This window comes from methanotrophic endosymbiont of Bathymodiolus puteoserpentis (Logatchev), assembly GCF_900128525.1.
Classification (GTDB): domain Bacteria; phylum Pseudomonadota; class Gammaproteobacteria; order Methylococcales; family Methylomonadaceae; genus Methyloprofundus.
In genome coordinates this window covers 1-18699 of record NZ_FQTQ01000097.1, presented here as the reverse complement: position 1 = coordinate 18699, position 18699 = coordinate 1, and the positions used below count along the sequence as shown (strand labels likewise).

Sequence of the window (18699 nt, the reverse complement as noted above, 5' to 3'; positions counted from 1 at the left end):
AAAGTTGCAGAGGGTTTTAAAGAGTCAATGCGAATTGTATTTGATGAGCACCTGAGGCAATGGAATTATACTGCCATTCCTGACGCAACAACTTTATAAGTTGCCTAAGTTATTTCATGCACATTCCTATGCAAAGTTTGTGTTATGGCTGCCACCTTAAAGATCCGCATTTTAATGCCATTGAACATCAAGTAAAACCTGCAAAAAAAGAGATGCTGGAGCGGATTAAGAAAAATAGTAAAACAGAAGGTATTATCGTGCCTTTAAGTGATAAGCAGGAAGTGATCTGTGTAAGTTGTCATACGCCACACCAATATGGCGTGATTGACCCTGAAAAACCAGCAGGGAAACAGGTGATCAATAAAGATTTAGAAAAAGGTATTATTTATACAGAGCATCCCTGGGCTCAAGTTTTTACGGCAGATAAAGCGGATCGTTTAACCGAATTTAATCAGCAACATAAAATGAACGTTGAGTTTTCTTATCAGCGTATTAAGCAAGAGGCCTTGTTGCGCTTACCTGCTAAAAATGGCGAAATGTGCTTAGTATGTCATGATTTTAAAGATTGATAATAAGAATTAAAGGAAAGTTTATGAAAGTTATTGAGAATATAAAAACCATTCCGAAAGTGCAGAAGTTTCGGTATGCGATGATTATTTTAACCAGTATGACTTTGTTAGGACCTTTAGCATTCTTACCTCAATTAGTCGGTAGCGATGATTTGTGCGGTAGTTTATGTATGCGTCGCTTTTATTTGTATTTCCCCGGTATGACGTGGGAAGATTTTTTTGTGCATGTGAATGCCGCCTCTATTGGTGTGATGGCCTTTAGTTTAATTATGATTACCACTTTATTTTTTGGGCGAATATGGTGTGGTTATTTGTGTCCGGTCGGTGGCTTGGCTGAATTAAGCTCACGTATGCTTAATGACCGCTGGAAAATTGAATTTCGTTCTCTACCGCAAATACAGATTCGTTATGGTTATTTTGGCTTCTTTTTAGTGGCTATGCCTGCTTTAGGTATTAGTGCTTGTAGTTTGTGTAATTTTATAACGATTCCACGCTTGATAGAAGCGATGAGTGGTGAGTACCGCGGTATGATGTTTTTAGTTTCCAGTGTGGGGCTAGTCAATTTAGGCTTGTTATTGCTCTTAGGTGTGTTCGCCAGTAAAGGGCGTGCTTATTGTCAGTTTATGTGTCCGATTGGTGCGGCGGATGGATTGGTTAATCGCTTAGGCGCAAAAATGCCTTTTGCGCGTCGTATTCGCGTCGCTAAAGAGCGTTGTACAGGTTGTAATATTTGCGCTCGAAATTGTATGTGTGGTGCGATTAAAATGGTGGATAGAATAGCGACAGTCGATCAGGTGTCTTGCATGTCTTGTCATGAATGTGTTGATGTTTGTGATTGGAATGCGTTAGCGTGGACAACCAAACCGAATCATAAAGTGAATGAGCCCAAACGTATTAAAAAGAATACTGAAATCTTCCCATTACCTGATTGGCAAGCCGTACATTTTAACCCTGTAAAAGCAGATGCTGTTGAAAGTGCTGTCAAAACAGGACCCGCCATCAGCGTGCTTAGCGTTTTTAATGCTATGATTTTCTTGACCGTTATATCAATAATTATTGTTGGTTCATTTTTATAATCATAAGTGAAGTAGGGTTGTCATAAGCATGTTGCGTTTTTTATTTTTAATAGTGTTATTGGTGCTAGGGCATGAGCAGGTATCTGCTAATCCACGCTATAGTGATCCCGATGGTTGTTTATCTTGTCATGCTTATGAAGGTTTAAGTTTTATTGATGAGCAAGGAGTGTTGCGCAGTGCTACTATCGACAGCAGTCATTATGCAAGTTCTTTGCATGGTAGTGTGCCTTGTAAGGATTGCCACCGTGAAGTCATTAACTATCCGCATAAAGTTGAAAATACTGAAGTAGATTGTAGCGAATCCTGTCATGTTGAGGAGCCTTCAGAAGGGGTAAAATATACGCATGATCCCATTCATAAAGAAATGGATAAGTCAGTGCATTCAGGTGGATGGTATAAAGGCTTAACTGGCGGCAATCGTCTAGAAGAAATAGAAACAGAGCAAGACCCTTCTTGTCGGCGCTGCCACAGTAATACGCTGTATATTCCTGAAGCCCAACTAGAAAAATTTAAAGAAGATTTCGATCATGCTGAAACGGAATGCGGTAATTGTCACCAAGGTAAAGCATGGATGGGACAGTTTGGCGGGCATATTTTACGCCGGTTAATTGGTCGCCGTTGGAATAATCAAGAAAATAATCAAATGTGTATTGATTGTCACGGGGATCATGAAAAAATGCGTGATGTTAAGCAGGAAGATCCAGAGACTTTAGAGGAGCATCCTCCTAGTGACAGGTTTGTTTATAGCACCGATACTTATGCAAAAACCTTACATGGGCGTTTAATTGCAGATGATTCTGCTTATGGAGCATCCTGTATAGACTGCCATGCTCCTTTAGCTTGGAAACATGATATTCGCTCTTATACTGATTCTGAATCAGCATCACATCCTGATAATTTACCTGAAACCTGTGGCCAGTCTGACTGTCATGGCTATACTAAAAAGCCGGGTAATGAGGGCTTTACTTTAACCGATATGCATAATCTGACCTTGGTAAATTTAGCGGACTTTAAACAACCTCTTGAAGAGGAATCTTTACGTGGTTCAGCTTGGTTTTGGAGTATTTGGCCCTTATTGTTATTTGGTGTTATTTTTATTGTGGGCAGTTTTATTTGGTGGTTACTTTACCGTAATACCAAAAAAATTATACCTATAGTGGGAGGGGATCGTTTTGAGCGCGTCATGGTTGGACGTAAAGGAAAAGCTGGACGTAAAAAAGCTGTAGTAAAAAAACCAGCGGTGAAAAGAGACGCTAAGCCCAAGTCGGAGGTTAAAGAGACGAAGGCGGCAGTAAAGCCTGATTCAAGTGAGCCCATAGTGGAAAAAGACAAGCCAGTCATGCCTGATAAAGCTGAGACAGACATATCGAAAGTTGATAATGATACTAATAATAAAGGTGCTTAATATGACTCGTTTATTCATTATTCTATTATGTAGTAGCCTTTATTCTTGGGCACATGCGGAAGGCTTATATTTGCAAATGCTCAATAATACACAGCCGTCTTCTGAACAAATTCAGAAGTCACTTAAGAAAGTAGAAGAGCATAAGGATATTGCTTTACGTGAGGATTTAGAAGTTCCTCCCTTTCATAAGCGGAATAAACAAATACCATCTTTGGGGCATAGTTTTTGTACGACTTGTCACCTGAGTCCACCGCATACTAAAAGTGTGCGTAGCCGAACTTTTATGAATATGCATACACAATATATAGCCTGTGAGACGTGTCATTTTCGACCTGAAGCGGTGCAACTGAGTTATCAATGGCAAGATACACGAGATGGTAGCTTGGTACAGGCGCGCCCAGAATTATTTCGTGTGCAGAAACCCGTAAAAAAGACCACCCAGTCAATACAGCCTGATACTATGAAGCCTGAGCCTTTACCTTGGCAAGAGGCGAAAGCTAAAAAAATTAATCCATTTTATAAAGTCACTCCATTTTATCAACAACAAGCCGTTGTTTTAGGTCGTAATAATGCCTTTGCACAAGAAACTAAAAAGCTTTGGGAGAGTGGAGGGGTAAAGGAAAAAGCGGCACGTCGGGCTTTAATACATGCGCCTTTGTCTGAAAAAGGGCCGAAGTGCCAGGCTTGCCATAATGAAGAAAAAAGTTTGCTAGATTTAGCGACACTAGGTGCAACAGCCTATCAGATGGATAAGATACAAAATAATATTATTAGCCAGTTCTTTGCACGTTATAAAGATGAAAAGCAACAAATTCGGATTATGAGTTTATTGCGATGATTATGCGCTGTACATTTTTATTAATATTACTGGTATCGGTAAGTCTGGTCTCGGCTGCACAGCAGATTCCTATAGCAAAGAAAATAGATGTCTTACAGGCAAATTTTAACCAGCCAACGGATATTGCCAGTGATACGCAGGGGCAACTTTATGTCTTGGATGGCATGAATTCTAGGGTTGTTGTTTTATCAGCACTAGGACGTGTTCTTAGAGAAATCAAGGCAGAAAAGACTGAACATAGTTTTTATAAGGCGATGGCCTTAGCGATAGATAATGACATTATATATATTGCTAATTCAGGTAAGTATAAAATTAGCCGATTCTCTACTGCAGGACAATGGCTAAGTGATATTGCATTACTAGCACCAGAAAAGAAAACGGAGATGCCTGAGCCGGTCGCCCTACTCATTCGTGATCAAGAGTTAATTTATGCTGATCGCCGTTGGCATCGTATGTGTTTTATTGATTTATCTACTAATAAGCAAAGAGATTGTGTGGGTGAGCGTGGCGAAATGGCAGGTCAGTTTCAGTACCCTTTGCAAATTGCGCAGGATAGAGATGGCTATTTGAATGTCGTTGATGTATTAAATGCAAGAGTTCAGGTATTTAACCGCGCTGGACAGTATTATTCTCAAACAGGACGTTTTTCCTTGCAAGCGGTGTATCGGCCTAATGGAAATGCCTTTGATGTTCTGGATTTTCAGTATGTTAGTGATAGCTATTTAGGTACGATCAGCGTTTATCAGCAAGGCCGGTATTTAGGCTTATTACGTGGCAGTCAAGGAGAACTTGTACAGTTTAGTACGCCTGTCAGCTTGCATTACACTCCTAAGGGATATTTATATGTAGTTGATGCTCAAACCCATAAAGTACAAAAAATACAGCTTGATTATCGAACTTTAGAGCACTTACCGCCTAATATGGATGTCGTTTCGCGTAAAAATTGCGTGATGTGTCATTACAGTTGGGAAAGTGAGAGTGATAATAATAAATTACGCGATAGCCAAGAGGTATTACCTGTTAGCTCTTTGAATATGTGTTACAGCTGTCATCATGGTGTGGTATTTGATTCGCGTCAAGCCATTCCTCATGGCGAGCAGCACCCGACTGTTTATGATGACGATAAGGAAAAACAGGCACGGCATAAAAAATTGCCGCGAAAAGATAAAATACCTGAATTTTATCCGCATGATGCTATGACTAAAGAATTAACTTGTACCAGCTGTCATACACCGCATAGCGATAATGAAACTCAAATGACTTTATATGCAGATAATCACAATGCATGGTTACGAGGAACTGATTACGGTAGCGAGCAATGTGAAGCTTGTCATGAGAAAAACACCAAGCAATCTGGTCGAGAAAATATTAAGCAACATGGCGTAAATCATCCTTTAGGGGTGATTATGCGTAAGCCTGCAAGTAGCAAACCTAAACACTTAACGACTCAAGACCCATATTTACAAAAAGGTTTACCAGATAGTTTGCAAGCGGGGGGCGGGGCATTAGGTAAAAAGGATGAAATCGTTTGTCAGTCTTGTCATCAGGTTCATAATGGTAAAACTGAAAATCTGTTGACTCGAACAGATGAAAAAGGCGCCTTATGTGCCAGTTGTCATCAGCGCCAGGCGCCAAAAGATGCAAAGGCCGCACGTAAAGCAGGTGTGCATCCTGTTAATATTGAGATGGAAGAAGCTGTTGAATTTCGGGGGGAAAAAGTAAAAACAGTGCAATGTGATAGCTGTCATAGTGTGCATAATGGCACTTTAAATACAGCTTTATATCCCGATAAAATGAAAGATGCTGAAAAATTATGTGTGGCTTGTCATAAGCGACAACATGCTAAAGATGAAGAAGAGGCCGCTAAAAAAGGTATACACCCAATGAACCTTGAGTTGGACGAGGCAGTAGAAATTGCGGGTGTTAAGGTCAAAAAGATCGGCTGTTTGAGTTGTCATGCCGTGCACTCAGGTAAGCCTAATACACCGGCTTTATTGCAAGATCACCATAATGGTGAATTGTGTGAAAATTGCCATGAAGGCAAGCAGCGAGTTGTTGGTACTGATCATGATTTACGTGTGACCAGTAAGAAAACACAAAATCAACAAGAAGAAACGCCGCATCAATCGGGTGTTTGCGGCAGTTGCCATACCTTGCATCGCGGCGAAGCGAAAAGCCCCTTTTTATCGGCAACGATATTGAAAGAGGTGGAGTCGCGTGATAAAACCGCGCCAGGGTTAAAGCGTGATGAATTATGTTTGAATTGTCATCAAAAAGAAGGTGTGGCTAAAGAAAAAGTTATTGAGTTTTATGGTCATCCTTATAAAGATATGGTGTTATTTTCAGATGAAAAAGTGATGCCTTTAGTAGAAACCACCCATGAAAAAATAGCTGAATTTGGTGCAATTGCTTGCATTACTTGTCATGAACCTCATACTTGGGAGCCATTAAAGGGAGCTGCAGAAAAGTTGTATTCGGTATTAGACTATAAGCAGCAAGAAAATATTGAAGGCGATATTACTAATAGTTTTTTACGCCACAAGGGCGTGCAAGATACCTTTTGCGTCAGTTGTCATGGTATTGAGTCCTTACCAAAATATAAATATTATCACCATGAAGAGAAAGCGCGTTCCATTGGTGTCGATTATTTGCATTAGCGTTGTCTTATTCAGTCGAGGGGGTACAATACTCGCTTGAGCGTCATTATTCCTTCCCCTATTTTATTTAAGTCTAGAAGCTATGCTTGAGGTTAAAAATCTATTTTGTGAGCGTGATGAACGTGTGTTGTTTAGTCATCTGAGCTTTAGTATAAATTCTGGCGAAGTAGTGCAAATTGAAGGACAAAATGGCAGTGGTAAAACGACCTTGTTACGTATTTTATGTGGTTTGAGTGAAGCGTATGAAGGTGAGTTATTTTGGCAGAAAAAAGGTATGGCTGAAGTTCTCGATGATTATTTTAGGCAAATGCTTTATGTCGGACATTTAGCGGGAGTTAAATCAAGCTTAACAGCAGAAGAAAACTTAGCTTGGATGCAACAACTTGATCCTGCTTTGAATAAAGTGAATATTGCGGAGGCTTTAAAAAGTGTTGGCTTGTATGGCTTTGAAGATGTGCCATGCTATACCTTATCAGCTGGTCAGCAGCGTAGAGTAGGTTTAGCACGTTTATATTTAAGTACGGCACCGTTATGGATTCTTGATGAACCTTTTACGGCTTTAGATAAACAAGGGGTAGCTGAAAAAGAGGCGTTATTAGCACAACATGTTTTAAAAGGGGGCTCGGTGATTCTAACAACGCATCATGATTTAAATGTGCCAGGCCATAAGGTTCGACATATTAATTTAGATGAAGTGGCGCATTCATGAATTTTTTTATCGCGGCAGTACGTCGAGAGTTGATTTTAGCTTTACGCCGTCGTAGTGATATTGTTAATCCGTTGGCATTTTTCTTGATGGTTGCGGTTATGTTTCCTTTGGCAGTTAGTCCAGAGCCTAAGTTCTTAGCGCAAGTTGCCCCCGGGGTGATTTGGGTTGCAGCTTTGCTTGCATGTTTATTATCAGCTGACGGTATCTTTCGTAGTGATTTTGATGATGGCTCATTAGAGCAGATACTGGTTAGTCCACAGCCGTTGGTTTTAGTTGTTTTAGCTAAGGTATTAAGCCATTGGATTATTAGCGGCTTTTGTTTGGCGTTGATGTCACCTTTATTAGCGATGATGTTATTTTTGCCCAGTGAAGGCTTAGGCGCATTAATACTAAGTTTATTATTAGGTACGCCAACTTTAAGTTTGCTGGGAGCGATAGGTGCGGGTTTAACAGTGGGGTTACGTAAAGGTGGTATTTTAATCTCGCTGTTAATTTTGCCTTTATATATTCCGGTATTGATTTTTGGCGCAGGTACTGTACAAGCAGGGGCCATGGGCTTGCCGATAGCGGGTTATTTGGCATTGTTAGGGGCTTTGTTGGTGTTAAGTATGATGTTAGCACCCTTTGCTATTGCCGCAGCGTTGAAAATTAGTGTACGAGGTTAGGTATGAGTCAATTACATGAGCAAGATTTTTATGCGTGGACACAACAGCAAGTATATTTGTTAAAGGATGAAAAACTTGATGAGATTGATGTTGCGGCGTTAATTGAGGAGCTGGAAAGTATGGGGGCTCGGGAAAAGCGAGAGTTACTGAGTAGGCTAGAGGTGCTATTAATGCACTTGTTAAAATGGCAATATCAGCCAGAGCAGCAAGGAAAATCATGGGAATTTACCATTCAGGAACAAAGAAGTCGTATAAAGGATCATTTTTCTGAAAACCCAAGTTTAACGAATCCAGAAACTTTAGAGTTAGGGCTAATAAAAGCTTATGCCTATGCTGTTAGAAAAGCGGTTTATGAAACTGGGTTTAAGGAATCGCACTTCCCAAAAGACTGTCCGTACAGCTTAGAGCAAATCTTAGATATCAATTTTTACCCGAATATGGATGATGATGAAAATTAAATTACCTCAATGGTTTTACCAATTAGCTTCACCGCGTTGGTTTTATGAATTTAGCGGTAAATTATTACCGTGGTTTTCTATTGCAGCCTTTATTTTATTAATGACAGGTTCAGTGTGGGGGTTGGCTTTTGCACCTGAAGACTACCAGCAAGGTAATAGTTTTCGTATTATTTATGTGCATGTGCCAGCGTCTATTTTAGCGCAATCTTGTTATATGCTGATGGCAATAGCAGGAGCAATAGGTTTGATTTGGAAAATTAAGATGGCGCATGTCGTGGCTAAGTCTTGCGCGAGCTTTGGAGCTTCAATTGCTATTATGTCTTTAGCGACAGGAGCAATCTGGGGTAAGCCAACGTGGGGTGCTTGGTGGGTGTGGGATGCGCGTTTAACGGCTATGCTGGTGCTATTCTTTTTATATGTGGGAGTTATCGCTTTGCATTCTGCCTTTGAAAATACTCAAAGTGCTGATAAAGCTTCAGCGATTTTATCATTGGTTGGCTTGGTGAATATTCCCATTATTAAATACTCAGTGGAATGGTGGAATACTTTGCATCAAGGAGCGACCTTTAAAGTCACAGAAAAGCCTGCTATGCCACCGGAAATGTGGATACCACTATTAATTATGGTGCTGGGTTTTTATTGTTTTTTTGCGGTGATTTTAATGCAACGTGCGCGCATTGAAGTGCTGCAACGAGAAAAGAAAGCAGGCTGGGTGCAAGAGATTATTAAACAGAATTAACAACAAGGGAAATCAGATGGGACATTTTGCTACTTTTGCCGATTTTTTACAAATGGGCAAACACGGGCTGTATGTTTGGCTCAGCTACGGTATAGCATTCGGTATCTTCGCTTATAATATCGTGTCAGTAGCACTGGCTAAACGTCAATTTTTTAATAAAGCAAAGCGTCAAGCGCGACGTGAAGAAATAAAATCATGACTCCAAAAAGACAAAAACGCTTATATATCATTTTAGCCATCGTTTTCGGTACATCTTTAGCTGTTGGCTTAACTATGTATGCTTTAAACCAAAATATTAATCTATTTTATTCTGCTTCTCAGATTGCCAATGGTGAAGCACCGACTGATGCACGTATGCGCGTAGGGGGTATGGTGGTCGATGGTAGTCTCAAACGCTCTACCGATTCTCTGCGTGTTAGTTTTGAATTAACAGATTATGAAAATACAGTGAAAGTTGTTTTTACTGGGATTCTTCCTGATTTGTTCCGTGAAGGGCAGGGCATTATTGCACAAGGAAAAATGGATGCGCAGGGTGTGTTCCAAGCTGATGAAGTGTTAGCTAAGCATGATGAAAACTATATGCCACCGGAAATTGCTGAAAGTATGAAAGCTAAAAAAGAGGTAGCACAATGATTCCAGAGTTAGGCGAATTTGCGCTAATTTTAGCGCTAGGTTTTTCATTTATATTAGCGACCATTCCTTTATATGGTGCGGCGACTTTAAATGCTTTATGGATGGATTACGCGAAACCTTTAGCGAAAGCACAGTTTACATTTTTGTTAATTAGTTTTATGTGTTTGGCTTATGCCTTTGCCAATGATGATTTTTCTGTGCAATACGTAGCGAATCATTCTAATAGCCAGTTACCCATGCAATTTAAGCTCAGTGCTATTTGGGGTGGGCATGAAGGGTCGTTATTGCTTTGGGCGTTTATTTTAAGTGGCTGGACTTTAGCAGTAAGTTTATTTAGTCGTGGATTGCCTTTGGATATGCTGGCGCGCGTTTTAGGTGTAATGGGTATTATCGCGACTGGCTTTATTTCTTTTTTACTGTGGACTTCTAGTCCGTTTTTGCGCTATTTACCACGGTTTCCCGCTGATGGAGCAGATTTAAACCCATTACTTCAAGATTTTGGTTTAATCGTACATCCGCCGATGTTATATATGGGCTATGTGGGGTTTTCCGTGGCTTTTGCATTTGCGATTGCAGCGCTATTATCAGGTCGTTTAGATGCTGCATGGGCGCGTTGGTCTCGTCCTTGGACGAATATTGCTTGGGCATTTCTAGGTGCTGGGATTACGCTCGGTAGCTGGTGGGCCTATTACGAACTTGGCTGGGGCGGATGGTGGTTCTGGGATCCAGTTGAAAATGCTTCTTTAATGCCATGGTTAGTGGGTACGGCATTGATACATTCTTTAGCCGTAACAGAAAAACGTGGTGTGTTTAAAAGTTGGACTTTATTATTAGCCATTTTTGCTTTTTCATTGAGTTTACTCGGAACCTTTTTAGTGCGTTCGGGTGTATTAACTTCCGTTCATGCTTTTGCTAGTGATCCTGAACGTGGCTTTTTTATTCTCGTATTACTGTTATTAACGATCGGGGGCTCATTGACCTTATATGCGTTTAAAGCACCTAATGTTAAAAGTGAATCGAGTTTTGGTTGGTTGTCGCGTGAAATGTTGTTATTAATTAATAATGTTTTTTTAGTGGTGATGGCAATTACCGTTTTACTCGGAACCTTATATCCTTTATTAATTGATGCATTAGGTTCAGGTAAAATTTCTGTTGGACCCCCTTACTTTAATGCTTTATTTGTACCCATTATGAGTTTGTTAGCTTTATCCATGGGTATTTCAGGTGCAGCGCGTTGGCGACAAACGAGTATTTCAGGGTTAAAGAAACAATTACTTGTACCGGCAATCATCAGTTTAGTCGTTGGTCTTGTGTTTCCTTTTATCTATGGTGATGGCTTTAATTTTAGAGTATTTTTAGGCATTACGATCAGTACTTGGATTATTGCGACAACGGCTAAAGAATTTAAGGATAAATTTCGTAATACAAATTCGATTACTGCAAAATTAAGTCAATTAACACTAAGTTATTACGGCATGATGTTAGCGCATCTCGGTGTTGCAGTTGTGGCGATTGGTATTACTTTGGTTTCGACTTATAGTGAAGAGCGCGATATGCGTATGGCTCCTGGCGATAAGATTGAATTAGCGGATTATCAATTTGAATTTAAAGGAGCAAAAAAGGTAAAAGGTGCTAACTTTACAGCCGATGAAGGCACAATAGTGATAACCCTAGAGGGCGAGCCTGTAGTGACTTTATATCCGCAAAAGCGCCATTATACCGTGAAGCGCTCGATGATGACCGAAGCCTCGATTGATCCAGGCCTCTTTAGGGACTTATACCTTGCCATGGGTGAGCCTTTAGGTAATGACGGTGCGTGGGCAATTCGCGTGCATTACAAGCCATATGTGCGCTGGTTGTGGTTGGGTGGTTTGTTAATGGCCTTAGGTGGTTTGTTAACGGTCTTTGATAAACGCTATCGTAGTAAATCATCATCTGAGGTGGCTCATGCCTAGATTATTATTATTTATTCCATTGGCATTATTTATTGCTCTGTCTTTTTTCTTATGGAAAGGGCTCAGTATTGATCCACGTAAACTGCCCTCGGCTTTAATTGATAAGCCTTTTCCCGAGTTTCAGGTCGCGGCTTTATTGCAGCCTGAGCGCATGTTAAGTAAAGCAGATTTTGTCGGTAAGCCTGTGTTAGTAAATGTTTGGGCAACATGGTGTCCTTCATGTCGCCAAGAGCATGAACAATTACTGCGTATTGCTCAAGATAATAAAATTGATATTATCGGCTTAAATTATAAAGATGAGCGTGCTGCTGCGACTAACTGGTTGCGTCAACTCGGTAATCCTTATCTATTTAATATTTATGACGAAGCGGGTATGTTGGGTTTAGATTTGGGAGTTTATGGTGCGCCTGAAACTTATTTATTGGATGCGCAAGGGGTGGTTCGTCATCGTCATGTTGGCGTGGTCACAGCGCAAACATGGGTAGAGTTACAGGCAATGATTCAGGCTTTAGGAGTCAAGCAATAATGTTACGATTTTTTATAATAGCTTTGTTATCGATAACAAGTGTTTATGCTGCCATTGATACTTATGAGTTTAAAGATAAGGATAAAGAATTACGCTTCCATAAGTTAAGTGCGGATATGCGCTGCCCTAAATGTCAGAACCAAAATCTAGCGGATTCTAATGCCGCGATTGCAACAGACTTGAAACAAAAGATTTACTTAATGCTGGAAGCTGATAAAAGCGATGTGGAAATTGTCGATTATATGGTTGAGCGTTATGGTGATTTTGTTTTGTATGAGCCGCGATTTAATGCCCAAAATGCCGTGCTATGGTTAGGGCCTGGTGTATTGTTGCTATTGGGTTTAATAACCATCATTTGGTTAACACGTAGGCGCGATAATAAGAATGACGAAAATTCAGAATCTCGCCCAGAATTAGATGCTAAACAGCAAAAACAATTACAACAAGTCTTAAACAAAGGTAAAAAATAATGAGTAGTTTATGGATGGGTTTTGCTGTTTTATTGCTAATAGCAACGTTGTTTTTGTTATTGCCTTTGCTAAAGAAAAGAAAAACAGATGAAGTGGCCGGCTCAGATGTACAGCAAGATAATGTGCTTATTTTTCGAGATCGTTTGGCGGAGTTAGATGCAGAAAAAGAGCAGGGTACTTTAGAGGAGGAAGCTTATCAGGCTTTGAAGGCTGAATTAGAAAAATCATTACTACAAGATGTAGCGGGTAAACAGCAGTTAGAATATAAAAATCAGCCCTTACAAGTGCAACAAGCTGTGCTTATTTTTGGGATAGTGCTGGTACTTATGATTTCCAGTGTTGCTGTTTATTTGCATTTAGGGCGTAGTGATGATTATGCCGATTATTTGGCGTTAAAAGAGCAAGGTGAAACAGTACAAGCCAGTGGGGATGCATCACAGAAAAAAGCACCAGATTTTGCTACAGCGGTAAAAATGCTAAAGAAAAAATTAGCCGAAAATCCTGATGATTTTGATAAATATATTTTGCTGGCTAATAGTTATGCTGCAATGGGACAGTTTAAAGAATCCGCTGACGTTTATGCAACTTTAGTGAAACGCATCGGGCCAGATAATAAAGATTATGCTGCAGCAAAAGGCTCTTATGCTCAAGCTTTATTTCAAGCGCAAGGCGAGCAATTTACTGAAGAGGTGAATGCTGCTATAGAGCAAGCTTTGGTCGCTGATGCACAGGAAAGTACAGCATTAATACTCAAAGGTATTCAAGCCTATATGCAGGCAGAGTATGCTCAAGCGATTGAGTTTTGGCAGCAGGCAAAAGTTAAAGCAGGCACAATGCAAACACAGCGATTTATAGAGCCTGCGATTGCAGATGCACGGTCTAAAGCAGGAGTGCCACTTGCAGAGGCAGTCGCTGTTGTGGCAAAGCCAACGCAACCAGTTGCTAATGGTGCGGCACAAATTATTGTTAATATTTCTTTAGCCCCTGAATTACAAGCTAAGGTTAGCCCTGAGCATACTGTCTTTGTTTTTGCTCGTGCTGTAGGCGGACGTATGCCATTGGCGATAGAGCGCATACAGGTGAAAGATTTACCTAAGCGGATTGTGTTAGACGATAGCAAAGCCGCCATGCCAACGGCGACCCTATCAACGGTTGAGCAAGTTGATATTATTGCGCGTGTCTCTTTAAGTGGTACGCCAAGGCCGCAAGCAGGTGATTTATTTGTACAGCTAGATCAAGTAAAAGTGAATGCAGGTAAAGAATTGAACTTAGTTATTAATCAGGTTCAACCATAAAGAAATTTTGATAATTTCGAGGTAAGTATGGCAACGGAATTACATGAGAAATTAATTAGTGTAGATGAATATTTACATGATGAGTTAGTGCGTGACATAAAATACGAGCTTGTTGATGGAGCTATTTATGCAATGGCGGGCGCCAGCGCAAACCATGAACGTATTTCAGGTAATGTTGCAGCTGAATTTAGAAGCCACTTAAAAAAAACACCCTGTGAGTCTTTTTCTTCTGATATGAAAGTCAAAGTCGGCTCACGGTTTTTTTATCCCGATGTGCTCGTAGATTGTCATTTTGATGAGTCAAAGCCTTACTATACTGAGTCACCCGTTATCATTGTCGAAGTGTTATCCAAATCTACCCGACGCATGGATGAAACAATTAAGCTTATGTCTTATATCAACATCCCTAGCTTGCAAGAGTATGTATTAATTGAGCAAGATTTTGTCGATATCGAAGTCGTCAGAAGAAGCGAAGGCTGGCAACCAAGACATTATTTTTTAGGTGATCAAGTTCATTTTGAAGCGATTAATTTAACCTTATCGGTGGAAGAAATTTATTCTCGCGTAAAAAATGAAGATATGTTCGAGTTTTTAGTGCAAAAAAATGACTAAGTTTTTAGTTTGATAAACATAAAAAAGCCCATCAATGATGGGCTTTTTTGTGCGGTAAAACCAAGGCTTAAAGCTTAGTTTTTAGCTTTATCAACGATTTGATTTGCTGCAATCCAAGGCATCATCGCACGTAATTTAGCACCTGTTACTTCAATTGGATGCTCGGCATTTAAACGACGTTTTGCGGTCATTTCTGGATAGTTAGTCATACCTTCTAAGATAAATTTCTTAGCATATTCACCATTTTGGATGCTAGCTAATGCTTCACGCATAGCATAACGGCTTTCTTCATTGATGATTTTTGGCCCCGTTACGTATTCGCCATATTCTGCATTGTTAGAAATTGAGTAGTTCATGTTTGCGATACCGCCTTCAAACATTAAGTCTACAATCAATTTTAATTCGTGCAAACATTCGAAATAAGCCATTTCTGGCTCATAGCCTGCTTCTACTAAAGTTTCGAAGCCCATTTTAACTAGCTCAACCGCACCACCGCATAAAACAGCTTGCTCACCGAATAGGTCGGTTTCTGTTTCTGCACGGAAAGTTGTTTCGATAATACCTGAACGACCACCACCGATAGCAGAAGCGTAAGATAAGCAAATTTCTTTCGCTGTACCTGAAGCATCTTGATGGATTGCGATTAAATCAGGAACACCGCCACCGCGAACAAATTCAGAACGTACTGTATGGCCAGGTGCTTTAGGTGCAATCATGATCACATCTAAATCAGCGCGAGGCACTACTTGGTTGTAAAGAATAGCAAAACCATGTGCGAAAGCTAATGCTGCGCCTTGTTTTATGTTTGGTTCAATCTCTTCTTTATATAGTTGGGATTGAAATTCATCCGGCGTTAGAATCATAACTACGTCAGCACTAGCAACGGCTGCGGCTACGTCTGTTACTTTTAGCCCATGAGCTTCTGCTTTGGCAACTGAGCTAGAGTTGGCGCGTAAGCCAACAATAACATCAACGCCTGAATCTTGTAGGTTATTTGCATGTGCATGACCTTGTGAACCGTAACCAATGATAGCTACTTTCTTGCCTTTGATTACATTAAGGTCCGCGTCTTTATCGTAATAAACTTGCATGTGATTTCCTGTTTTTAGTAAATAGTTATTTTTCAATATAGTGCTGATAAGGTCTGATGCGCGACCAGAGGATAGGAGTTAATTCACCCCTCGCTTACTTGGCAATATGTGTTGATTAGGATAAAGGCTTTACAAATGTAAGCCTTTTTCACCGCGCGATAGACCTGTTGGGCCAGAGCGTACGGTTTCGATAATATTGTTTTCATCAAGTGCCGCGACGAAGGCATCAAGCTTATCTGATGGGCCGGTCATTTCAATTACATAGCTATTGTTAGTAACATCAATGATTTTACCGCGAAAAATGTCTGCAAGGCGCTTGATCTCTTCGCGTGATTCTTTGCACGTTTTTACTTTTACGAGCATTAGTTCGCGTTCAACATGTGTTGTTTCGGCGAGATCAATTAATTTAACGATATCAATTAATTTGTTAAGTTGCTTGGTAATCTGTTCAATAATATCATCAGTACCGCGGGTAACCAAAGTCATACGGGACAAGGACGGGTCTTCAGTCGGTGCGACGGTTAAAGACTCGATATTATAGCCGCGCGCTGAAAACAAACCAGCAACACGCGATAATGCGCCTGCTTCATTTTCTATTAGGATAGAGATAATATGTCTCATTATGCTAACTCCCTGTTGATAGGTGTCCCAGGTGCTACGCGTAAAGTCATCTCTTGATGGCCTTTGCCTGATTCAATCATTGGGTAAACGTTTTCTGTTCTATCAGTCAAAATATCTAAGAAAACAGTACGATCTTTCATGGCAAACGCTTTCTCTAGTGCAGGTTTAACATCTTCTGGCTTTTCTACACGTATACCTACGTGACCATAAGCTTCTGCTAATTTAACGAAATCCGGAATGGTATCCATATAAGACTGGGAATAGCGGCTTTCGTAGCTAAATTCCTGCCACTGGCGAACCATGCCCATATAGCGATTATTTAAGTTAATAATTTTAATTGCTGTGTTGTATTGTAATGCAGTAGAAAGCTCTTGTATGCACATCTGAATACTCGCTTCACCTGTTACACAGGCAACATCTGCTTCTGGATGCGCTAACTTTACACCGATAGCAGCGGGCAAGCCAAATCCCATTGTGCCTAAGCCACCTGAGTTGATCCAGCGGCGAGGTTTATCAAAAGGATAAAATTGCGCTGCAAACATTTGGTGCTGACCAACATCAGAGGTAATAAATGCATCGCCTTTGGTTACTTCGTGTAGCTGTTCAATAACTGCTTGTGGTTTAATTAATTCACTGTCTCGGTCGAATTCTAGGCAGTTAATTGAGCGCCATTGGTCAATACGGCTCCACCAGGCTTCAAGCGCGTTTTTAGAGGGTTTCTTTTTTTGTTCTTTTAGCAATTCAAGCATTTGCTTTAGTACGATCTTAACATCGCCTACTATCGGGACATCAACTTTAACTGTCTTGGAAATGGAGGCTGGGTCAATATCAATATGAATAATGGTTGCATGCGGGCAGAATTCTGCTAATTTTCCGGTTACTCGGTCATCAAAGCGTACGCCGATGGCTAAAATGACATCACTTTCGTGCATTGTTAGATTAGACTCATAGGTGCCGTGCATACCTAGCATGCCGATGAATTGTTTGTCGCTGGCAGGGTAAGCTCCTAGACCCATTAAAGTTTGAGTAATAGGGAAATTAAGTGAGCGTGTTAGCTCTCTTAATTCTTCACTTGCTTCCCCTAAAACGACACCGCCACCCGAATAAATAACAGGGCGTTTAGCATTTAATAATAAATCAATTGCTTTCTTAATTTGTCTTGGATGACCTTTTGTCGCAGGACTATAAGAACGCATTTTAATTTTCTTGGGGTATTTGTAGGGAACCAAAATATTTGGATCAGTAATATCCTTAGGAATATCAATGACAACTGGTCCTGGTCGACCTGTTGTTGCCACGTAGAAAGCTTTTTTCATCGTTTCTGCAATATCGTTAACATCTTTAACTAAAAAGTTATGTTTAACGCAAGGGCGAGTAATGCCGACCATATCAACTTCTTGGAAAGCATCACTGCCAATGACTGCAGTTGGAACTTGCCCCGAAATAACAATCATTGGGATAGAGTCCATATAGGCTGTGGCAATGCCGGTAACAGCATTTGTAGCACCTGGACCTGATGTTACTAAGACTACGCCAGGTTTGCCTGTGGCTCGCGCATAAGCATCAGCTGCATGAGTTGCAGCTTGTTCATGCCTGACTAATATATGTTTGACCTCTTCCTGATGGAAAATTGCATCATATAAATGTAATACTGCGCCACCAGGATACCCGAAAAGATACTCTACACCTTCATCTTTAAGGCACTGAACGACAATCTGCCCACCACTGAGTTCCACTTTATAAAACCTCTTAAATAATAAGAATACACTGTATATTGAGGTGCTTGAAATAAGCTCGCTTGCAATACACTTCAGACTTAAAGGCAGCTACAGGCATGAAATGCATGTGATCTGCTTATTTCTACTCTTGCCCTTATTAAAGTTAAAAGAGGTTATTTGAGTAGAAAATAGACTTTAAGTAATAAAAATCTGTCCAAAATAGCGGAAAATAGCTATTTCGTCAAGAATTACATTTGTTATCATTGAACTATAAAATTTATTAAAAACAGACTATCCTTATATACTAAGTGTAAGCGTAGCGATAAGGAAATGGAAATGCAGCAGAATAGAAAAGATTATCGGAAAAAATTTACCTCAACAGGTGTTATGTTTCTTGCTGGCGAGTTATTGAGCTTTGTTAGTTATGATGTCTCTGTTAAAGGCGTACAAATAGAGCTAGTTCCAGTTAACGGTGTCCGCAACAATACATAAGATGGTAGACATACATCAAATCTATGGGTGATAATAAGTTTCCTAAGGCGCGCCATCCTACCTCATGAAACACTTGGGACTCCTGTCGCCAAATATTCATTCACATACGGAGCGAATTGGATAAGCCCCAGTACGCCCTGCGTCCGCTTCAACTTCGCACAAAAGCCGCT

General features: G+C 40.3%; 20 protein-coding genes. 17 read left to right on the top strand and 3 right to left on the bottom strand.

Annotated elements, in window-relative coordinates:
- Positions 1 to 116: 116 nt before the first annotated feature.
- The 16 genes from BQ7314_RS08385 to BQ7314_RS08310 all read left to right on the top strand — a co-directional run bounded on the left by BQ7314_RS08385 (position 117) and on the right by BQ7314_RS08310 (position 14607).
- Positions 117 to 569: a hypothetical protein gene (locus BQ7314_RS08385; RefSeq protein ID WP_174483254.1), complete on the top strand. Its 453-nt coding sequence runs from the start codon at positions 117 to 119 to the stop codon at positions 567 to 569.
- Between the two features lie 23 nt (positions 570 to 592).
- A complete protein-coding gene (locus BQ7314_RS08380; protein WP_174483253.1) occupies positions 593 to 1645 on the top strand; it encodes a 4Fe-4S binding protein in 1053 nt (350 codons plus the stop codon).
- Between the two features lie 28 nt (positions 1646 to 1673).
- Positions 1674 to 3050 carry a multiheme c-type cytochrome gene (locus tag BQ7314_RS08375; RefSeq protein ID WP_174483252.1) on the top strand — a complete coding sequence of 459 codons (1377 nt, stop codon included), beginning with the start codon at positions 1674 to 1676 and terminating at the stop codon, positions 3048 to 3050.
- Between the two features lies 1 nt (position 3051).
- Positions 3052 to 3888 (top strand): hypothetical protein, encoded by an 837-nt coding sequence (locus BQ7314_RS08370; RefSeq protein ID WP_174483251.1) that lies wholly within the window; start codon positions 3052 to 3054, stop codon positions 3886 to 3888.
- Between the two features lie 2 nt (positions 3889 to 3890).
- The gene (locus BQ7314_RS08365) at positions 3891 to 6545 is read left to right on the top strand and encodes an NHL repeat-containing protein (protein WP_174483250.1); all 2655 of its coding nucleotides are present in this window, start codon (positions 3891 to 3893) and stop codon (positions 6543 to 6545) included.
- 82 nt (positions 6546 to 6627) lie between these two features.
- The gene (gene ccmA / locus BQ7314_RS08360; RefSeq protein ID WP_174483249.1) at positions 6628 to 7254 is read left to right on the top strand and encodes a cytochrome c biogenesis heme-transporting ATPase CcmA; all 627 of its coding nucleotides are present in this window, start codon (positions 6628 to 6630) and stop codon (positions 7252 to 7254) included.
- Positions 7251 to 7919: a heme exporter protein CcmB gene (ccmB, locus tag BQ7314_RS08355; protein ID WP_090717071.1), complete on the top strand. Its 669-nt coding sequence runs from the start codon at positions 7251 to 7253 to the stop codon at positions 7917 to 7919. The genes ccmA and ccmB overlap by 4 nt, the downstream gene beginning before the upstream one ends.
- A gap of 2 nt (positions 7920 to 7921) precedes the next feature.
- Positions 7922 to 8377 (top strand): DUF29 domain-containing protein, encoded by a 456-nt coding sequence (locus BQ7314_RS08350; protein ID WP_174483248.1) that lies wholly within the window; start codon positions 7922 to 7924, stop codon positions 8375 to 8377.
- Complete coding sequence (locus BQ7314_RS08345; RefSeq protein WP_425356638.1) at positions 8361 to 9116, top strand: heme ABC transporter permease; 756 nt, start codon at positions 8361 to 8363, stop codon at positions 9114 to 9116. Before BQ7314_RS08350 ends, BQ7314_RS08345 begins: the two co-directional genes overlap by 17 nt.
- 16 nt (positions 9117 to 9132) lie before the next feature.
- A complete protein-coding gene (ccmD, locus tag BQ7314_RS08340; RefSeq protein WP_174483246.1) occupies positions 9133 to 9315 on the top strand; it encodes a heme exporter protein CcmD in 183 nt (60 codons plus the stop codon).
- Positions 9312 to 9749 carry a cytochrome c maturation protein CcmE gene (gene ccmE, locus BQ7314_RS08335; protein WP_174483245.1) on the top strand — a complete coding sequence of 146 codons (438 nt, stop codon included), beginning with the start codon at positions 9312 to 9314 and terminating at the stop codon, positions 9747 to 9749. Before ccmD ends, ccmE begins: the two co-directional genes overlap by 4 nt.
- A complete protein-coding gene (locus BQ7314_RS08330; RefSeq protein WP_174483244.1) occupies positions 9746 to 11704 on the top strand; it encodes a heme lyase CcmF/NrfE family subunit in 1959 nt (652 codons plus the stop codon). Before ccmE ends, BQ7314_RS08330 begins: the two co-directional genes overlap by 4 nt.
- Positions 11697 to 12230 (top strand): DsbE family thiol:disulfide interchange protein, encoded by a 534-nt coding sequence (locus BQ7314_RS08325; protein WP_174483243.1) that lies wholly within the window; start codon positions 11697 to 11699, stop codon positions 12228 to 12230. The genes BQ7314_RS08330 and BQ7314_RS08325 overlap by 8 nt, the downstream gene beginning before the upstream one ends.
- Positions 12230 to 12700: a cytochrome c-type biogenesis protein gene (locus BQ7314_RS08320; protein WP_174483242.1), complete on the top strand. Its 471-nt coding sequence runs from the start codon at positions 12230 to 12232 to the stop codon at positions 12698 to 12700. Before BQ7314_RS08325 ends, BQ7314_RS08320 begins: the two co-directional genes overlap by 1 nt.
- The gene (ccmI, locus tag BQ7314_RS08315) at positions 12700 to 13995 is read left to right on the top strand and encodes a c-type cytochrome biogenesis protein CcmI (RefSeq protein WP_174483241.1); all 1296 of its coding nucleotides are present in this window, start codon (positions 12700 to 12702) and stop codon (positions 13993 to 13995) included. Before BQ7314_RS08320 ends, ccmI begins: the two co-directional genes overlap by 1 nt.
- Positions 13996 to 14022: 27 nt before the next feature.
- Entirely contained in the window at positions 14023 to 14607 is a 585-nt protein-coding gene (locus BQ7314_RS08310; protein WP_174483240.1) for a Uma2 family endonuclease, read from the top strand.
- Between the two features lie 74 nt (positions 14608 to 14681).
- Here BQ7314_RS08310 and ilvC read toward each other — a convergent pair whose 3' ends face one another.
- The 3 genes from ilvC to BQ7314_RS08295 form a co-directional block, all read right to left on the bottom strand.
- Positions 14682 to 15698 (bottom strand): ketol-acid reductoisomerase, encoded by a 1017-nt coding sequence (ilvC, locus tag BQ7314_RS08305; protein WP_174483239.1) that lies wholly within the window; start codon positions 15696 to 15698, stop codon positions 14682 to 14684.
- Between the two features lie 129 nt (positions 15699 to 15827).
- Entirely contained in the window at positions 15828 to 16319 is a 492-nt protein-coding gene (gene ilvN, locus BQ7314_RS08300; RefSeq protein ID WP_174483238.1) for an acetolactate synthase small subunit, read from the bottom strand.
- A complete protein-coding gene (locus tag BQ7314_RS08295) occupies positions 16319 to 18055 on the bottom strand; it encodes an acetolactate synthase 3 large subunit (RefSeq protein ID WP_174483237.1) in 1737 nt (578 codons plus the stop codon). Before BQ7314_RS08295 ends, ilvN begins: the two co-directional genes overlap by 1 nt.
- Positions 18056 to 18373: 318 nt before the next feature.
- Between BQ7314_RS08295 and BQ7314_RS08290 the strand changes: the two genes are divergently transcribed.
- Positions 18374 to 18529 (top strand): hypothetical protein, encoded by a 156-nt coding sequence (locus BQ7314_RS08290; RefSeq protein WP_174483236.1) that lies wholly within the window; start codon positions 18374 to 18376, stop codon positions 18527 to 18529.
- The last annotated feature ends 170 nt before the right edge of the window (positions 18530 to 18699 follow it).

Excerpts from the sequence above, each read along its gene's own strand:
- BQ7314_RS08345 (WP_425356638.1), top strand. The coding sequence starts at position 8,361 with ATGATGATGAAAATTAAATTACCTCAATGGTTTTACCAATTAGCTTCA.
- BQ7314_RS08385 (WP_174483254.1), top strand. The coding sequence starts at position 117 with ATGCACATTCCTATGCAAAGTTTGTGTTATGGCTGCCACCTTAAAGAT.
- BQ7314_RS08290 (WP_174483236.1), top strand. The coding sequence starts at position 18,374 with ATGCAGCAGAATAGAAAAGATTATCGGAAAAAATTTACCTCAACAGGT.
- ccmI (WP_174483241.1), top strand. The coding sequence starts at position 12,700 with ATGAGTAGTTTATGGATGGGTTTTGCTGTTTTATTGCTAATAGCAACG.
- BQ7314_RS08310 (WP_174483240.1), top strand. The coding sequence starts at position 14,023 with ATGGCAACGGAATTACATGAGAAATTAATTAGTGTAGATGAATATTTA.
- ccmB (WP_090717071.1), top strand. The coding sequence starts at position 7,251 with ATGAATTTTTTTATCGCGGCAGTACGTCGAGAGTTGATTTTAGCTTTA.
- ccmA (WP_174483249.1), top strand. The coding sequence starts at position 6,628 with ATGCTTGAGGTTAAAAATCTATTTTGTGAGCGTGATGAACGTGTGTTG.
- ilvC (WP_174483239.1), bottom strand. The coding sequence starts at position 15,698 with ATGCAAGTTTATTACGATAAAGACGCGGACCTTAATGTAATCAAAGGC.
- BQ7314_RS08370 (WP_174483251.1), top strand. The coding sequence starts at position 3,052 with ATGACTCGTTTATTCATTATTCTATTATGTAGTAGCCTTTATTCTTGG.
- BQ7314_RS08380 (WP_174483253.1), top strand. The coding sequence starts at position 593 with ATGAAAGTTATTGAGAATATAAAAACCATTCCGAAAGTGCAGAAGTTT.
- BQ7314_RS08375 (WP_174483252.1), top strand. The coding sequence starts at position 1,674 with ATGTTGCGTTTTTTATTTTTAATAGTGTTATTGGTGCTAGGGCATGAG.
- ccmD (WP_174483246.1), top strand. The coding sequence starts at position 9,133 with ATGGGACATTTTGCTACTTTTGCCGATTTTTTACAAATGGGCAAACAC.
- BQ7314_RS08325 (WP_174483243.1), top strand. The coding sequence starts at position 11,697 with ATGCCTAGATTATTATTATTTATTCCATTGGCATTATTTATTGCTCTG.
- ccmE (WP_174483245.1), top strand. The coding sequence starts at position 9,312 with ATGACTCCAAAAAGACAAAAACGCTTATATATCATTTTAGCCATCGTT.
- ilvN (WP_174483238.1), bottom strand. The coding sequence starts at position 16,319 with ATGAGACATATTATCTCTATCCTAATAGAAAATGAAGCAGGCGCATTA.
- BQ7314_RS08350 (WP_174483248.1), top strand. The coding sequence starts at position 7,922 with ATGAGTCAATTACATGAGCAAGATTTTTATGCGTGGACACAACAGCAA.
- BQ7314_RS08330 (WP_174483244.1), top strand. The coding sequence starts at position 9,746 with ATGATTCCAGAGTTAGGCGAATTTGCGCTAATTTTAGCGCTAGGTTTT.
- BQ7314_RS08320 (WP_174483242.1), top strand. The coding sequence starts at position 12,230 with ATGTTACGATTTTTTATAATAGCTTTGTTATCGATAACAAGTGTTTAT.
- BQ7314_RS08365 (WP_174483250.1), top strand. The coding sequence starts at position 3,891 with ATGCGCTGTACATTTTTATTAATATTACTGGTATCGGTAAGTCTGGTC.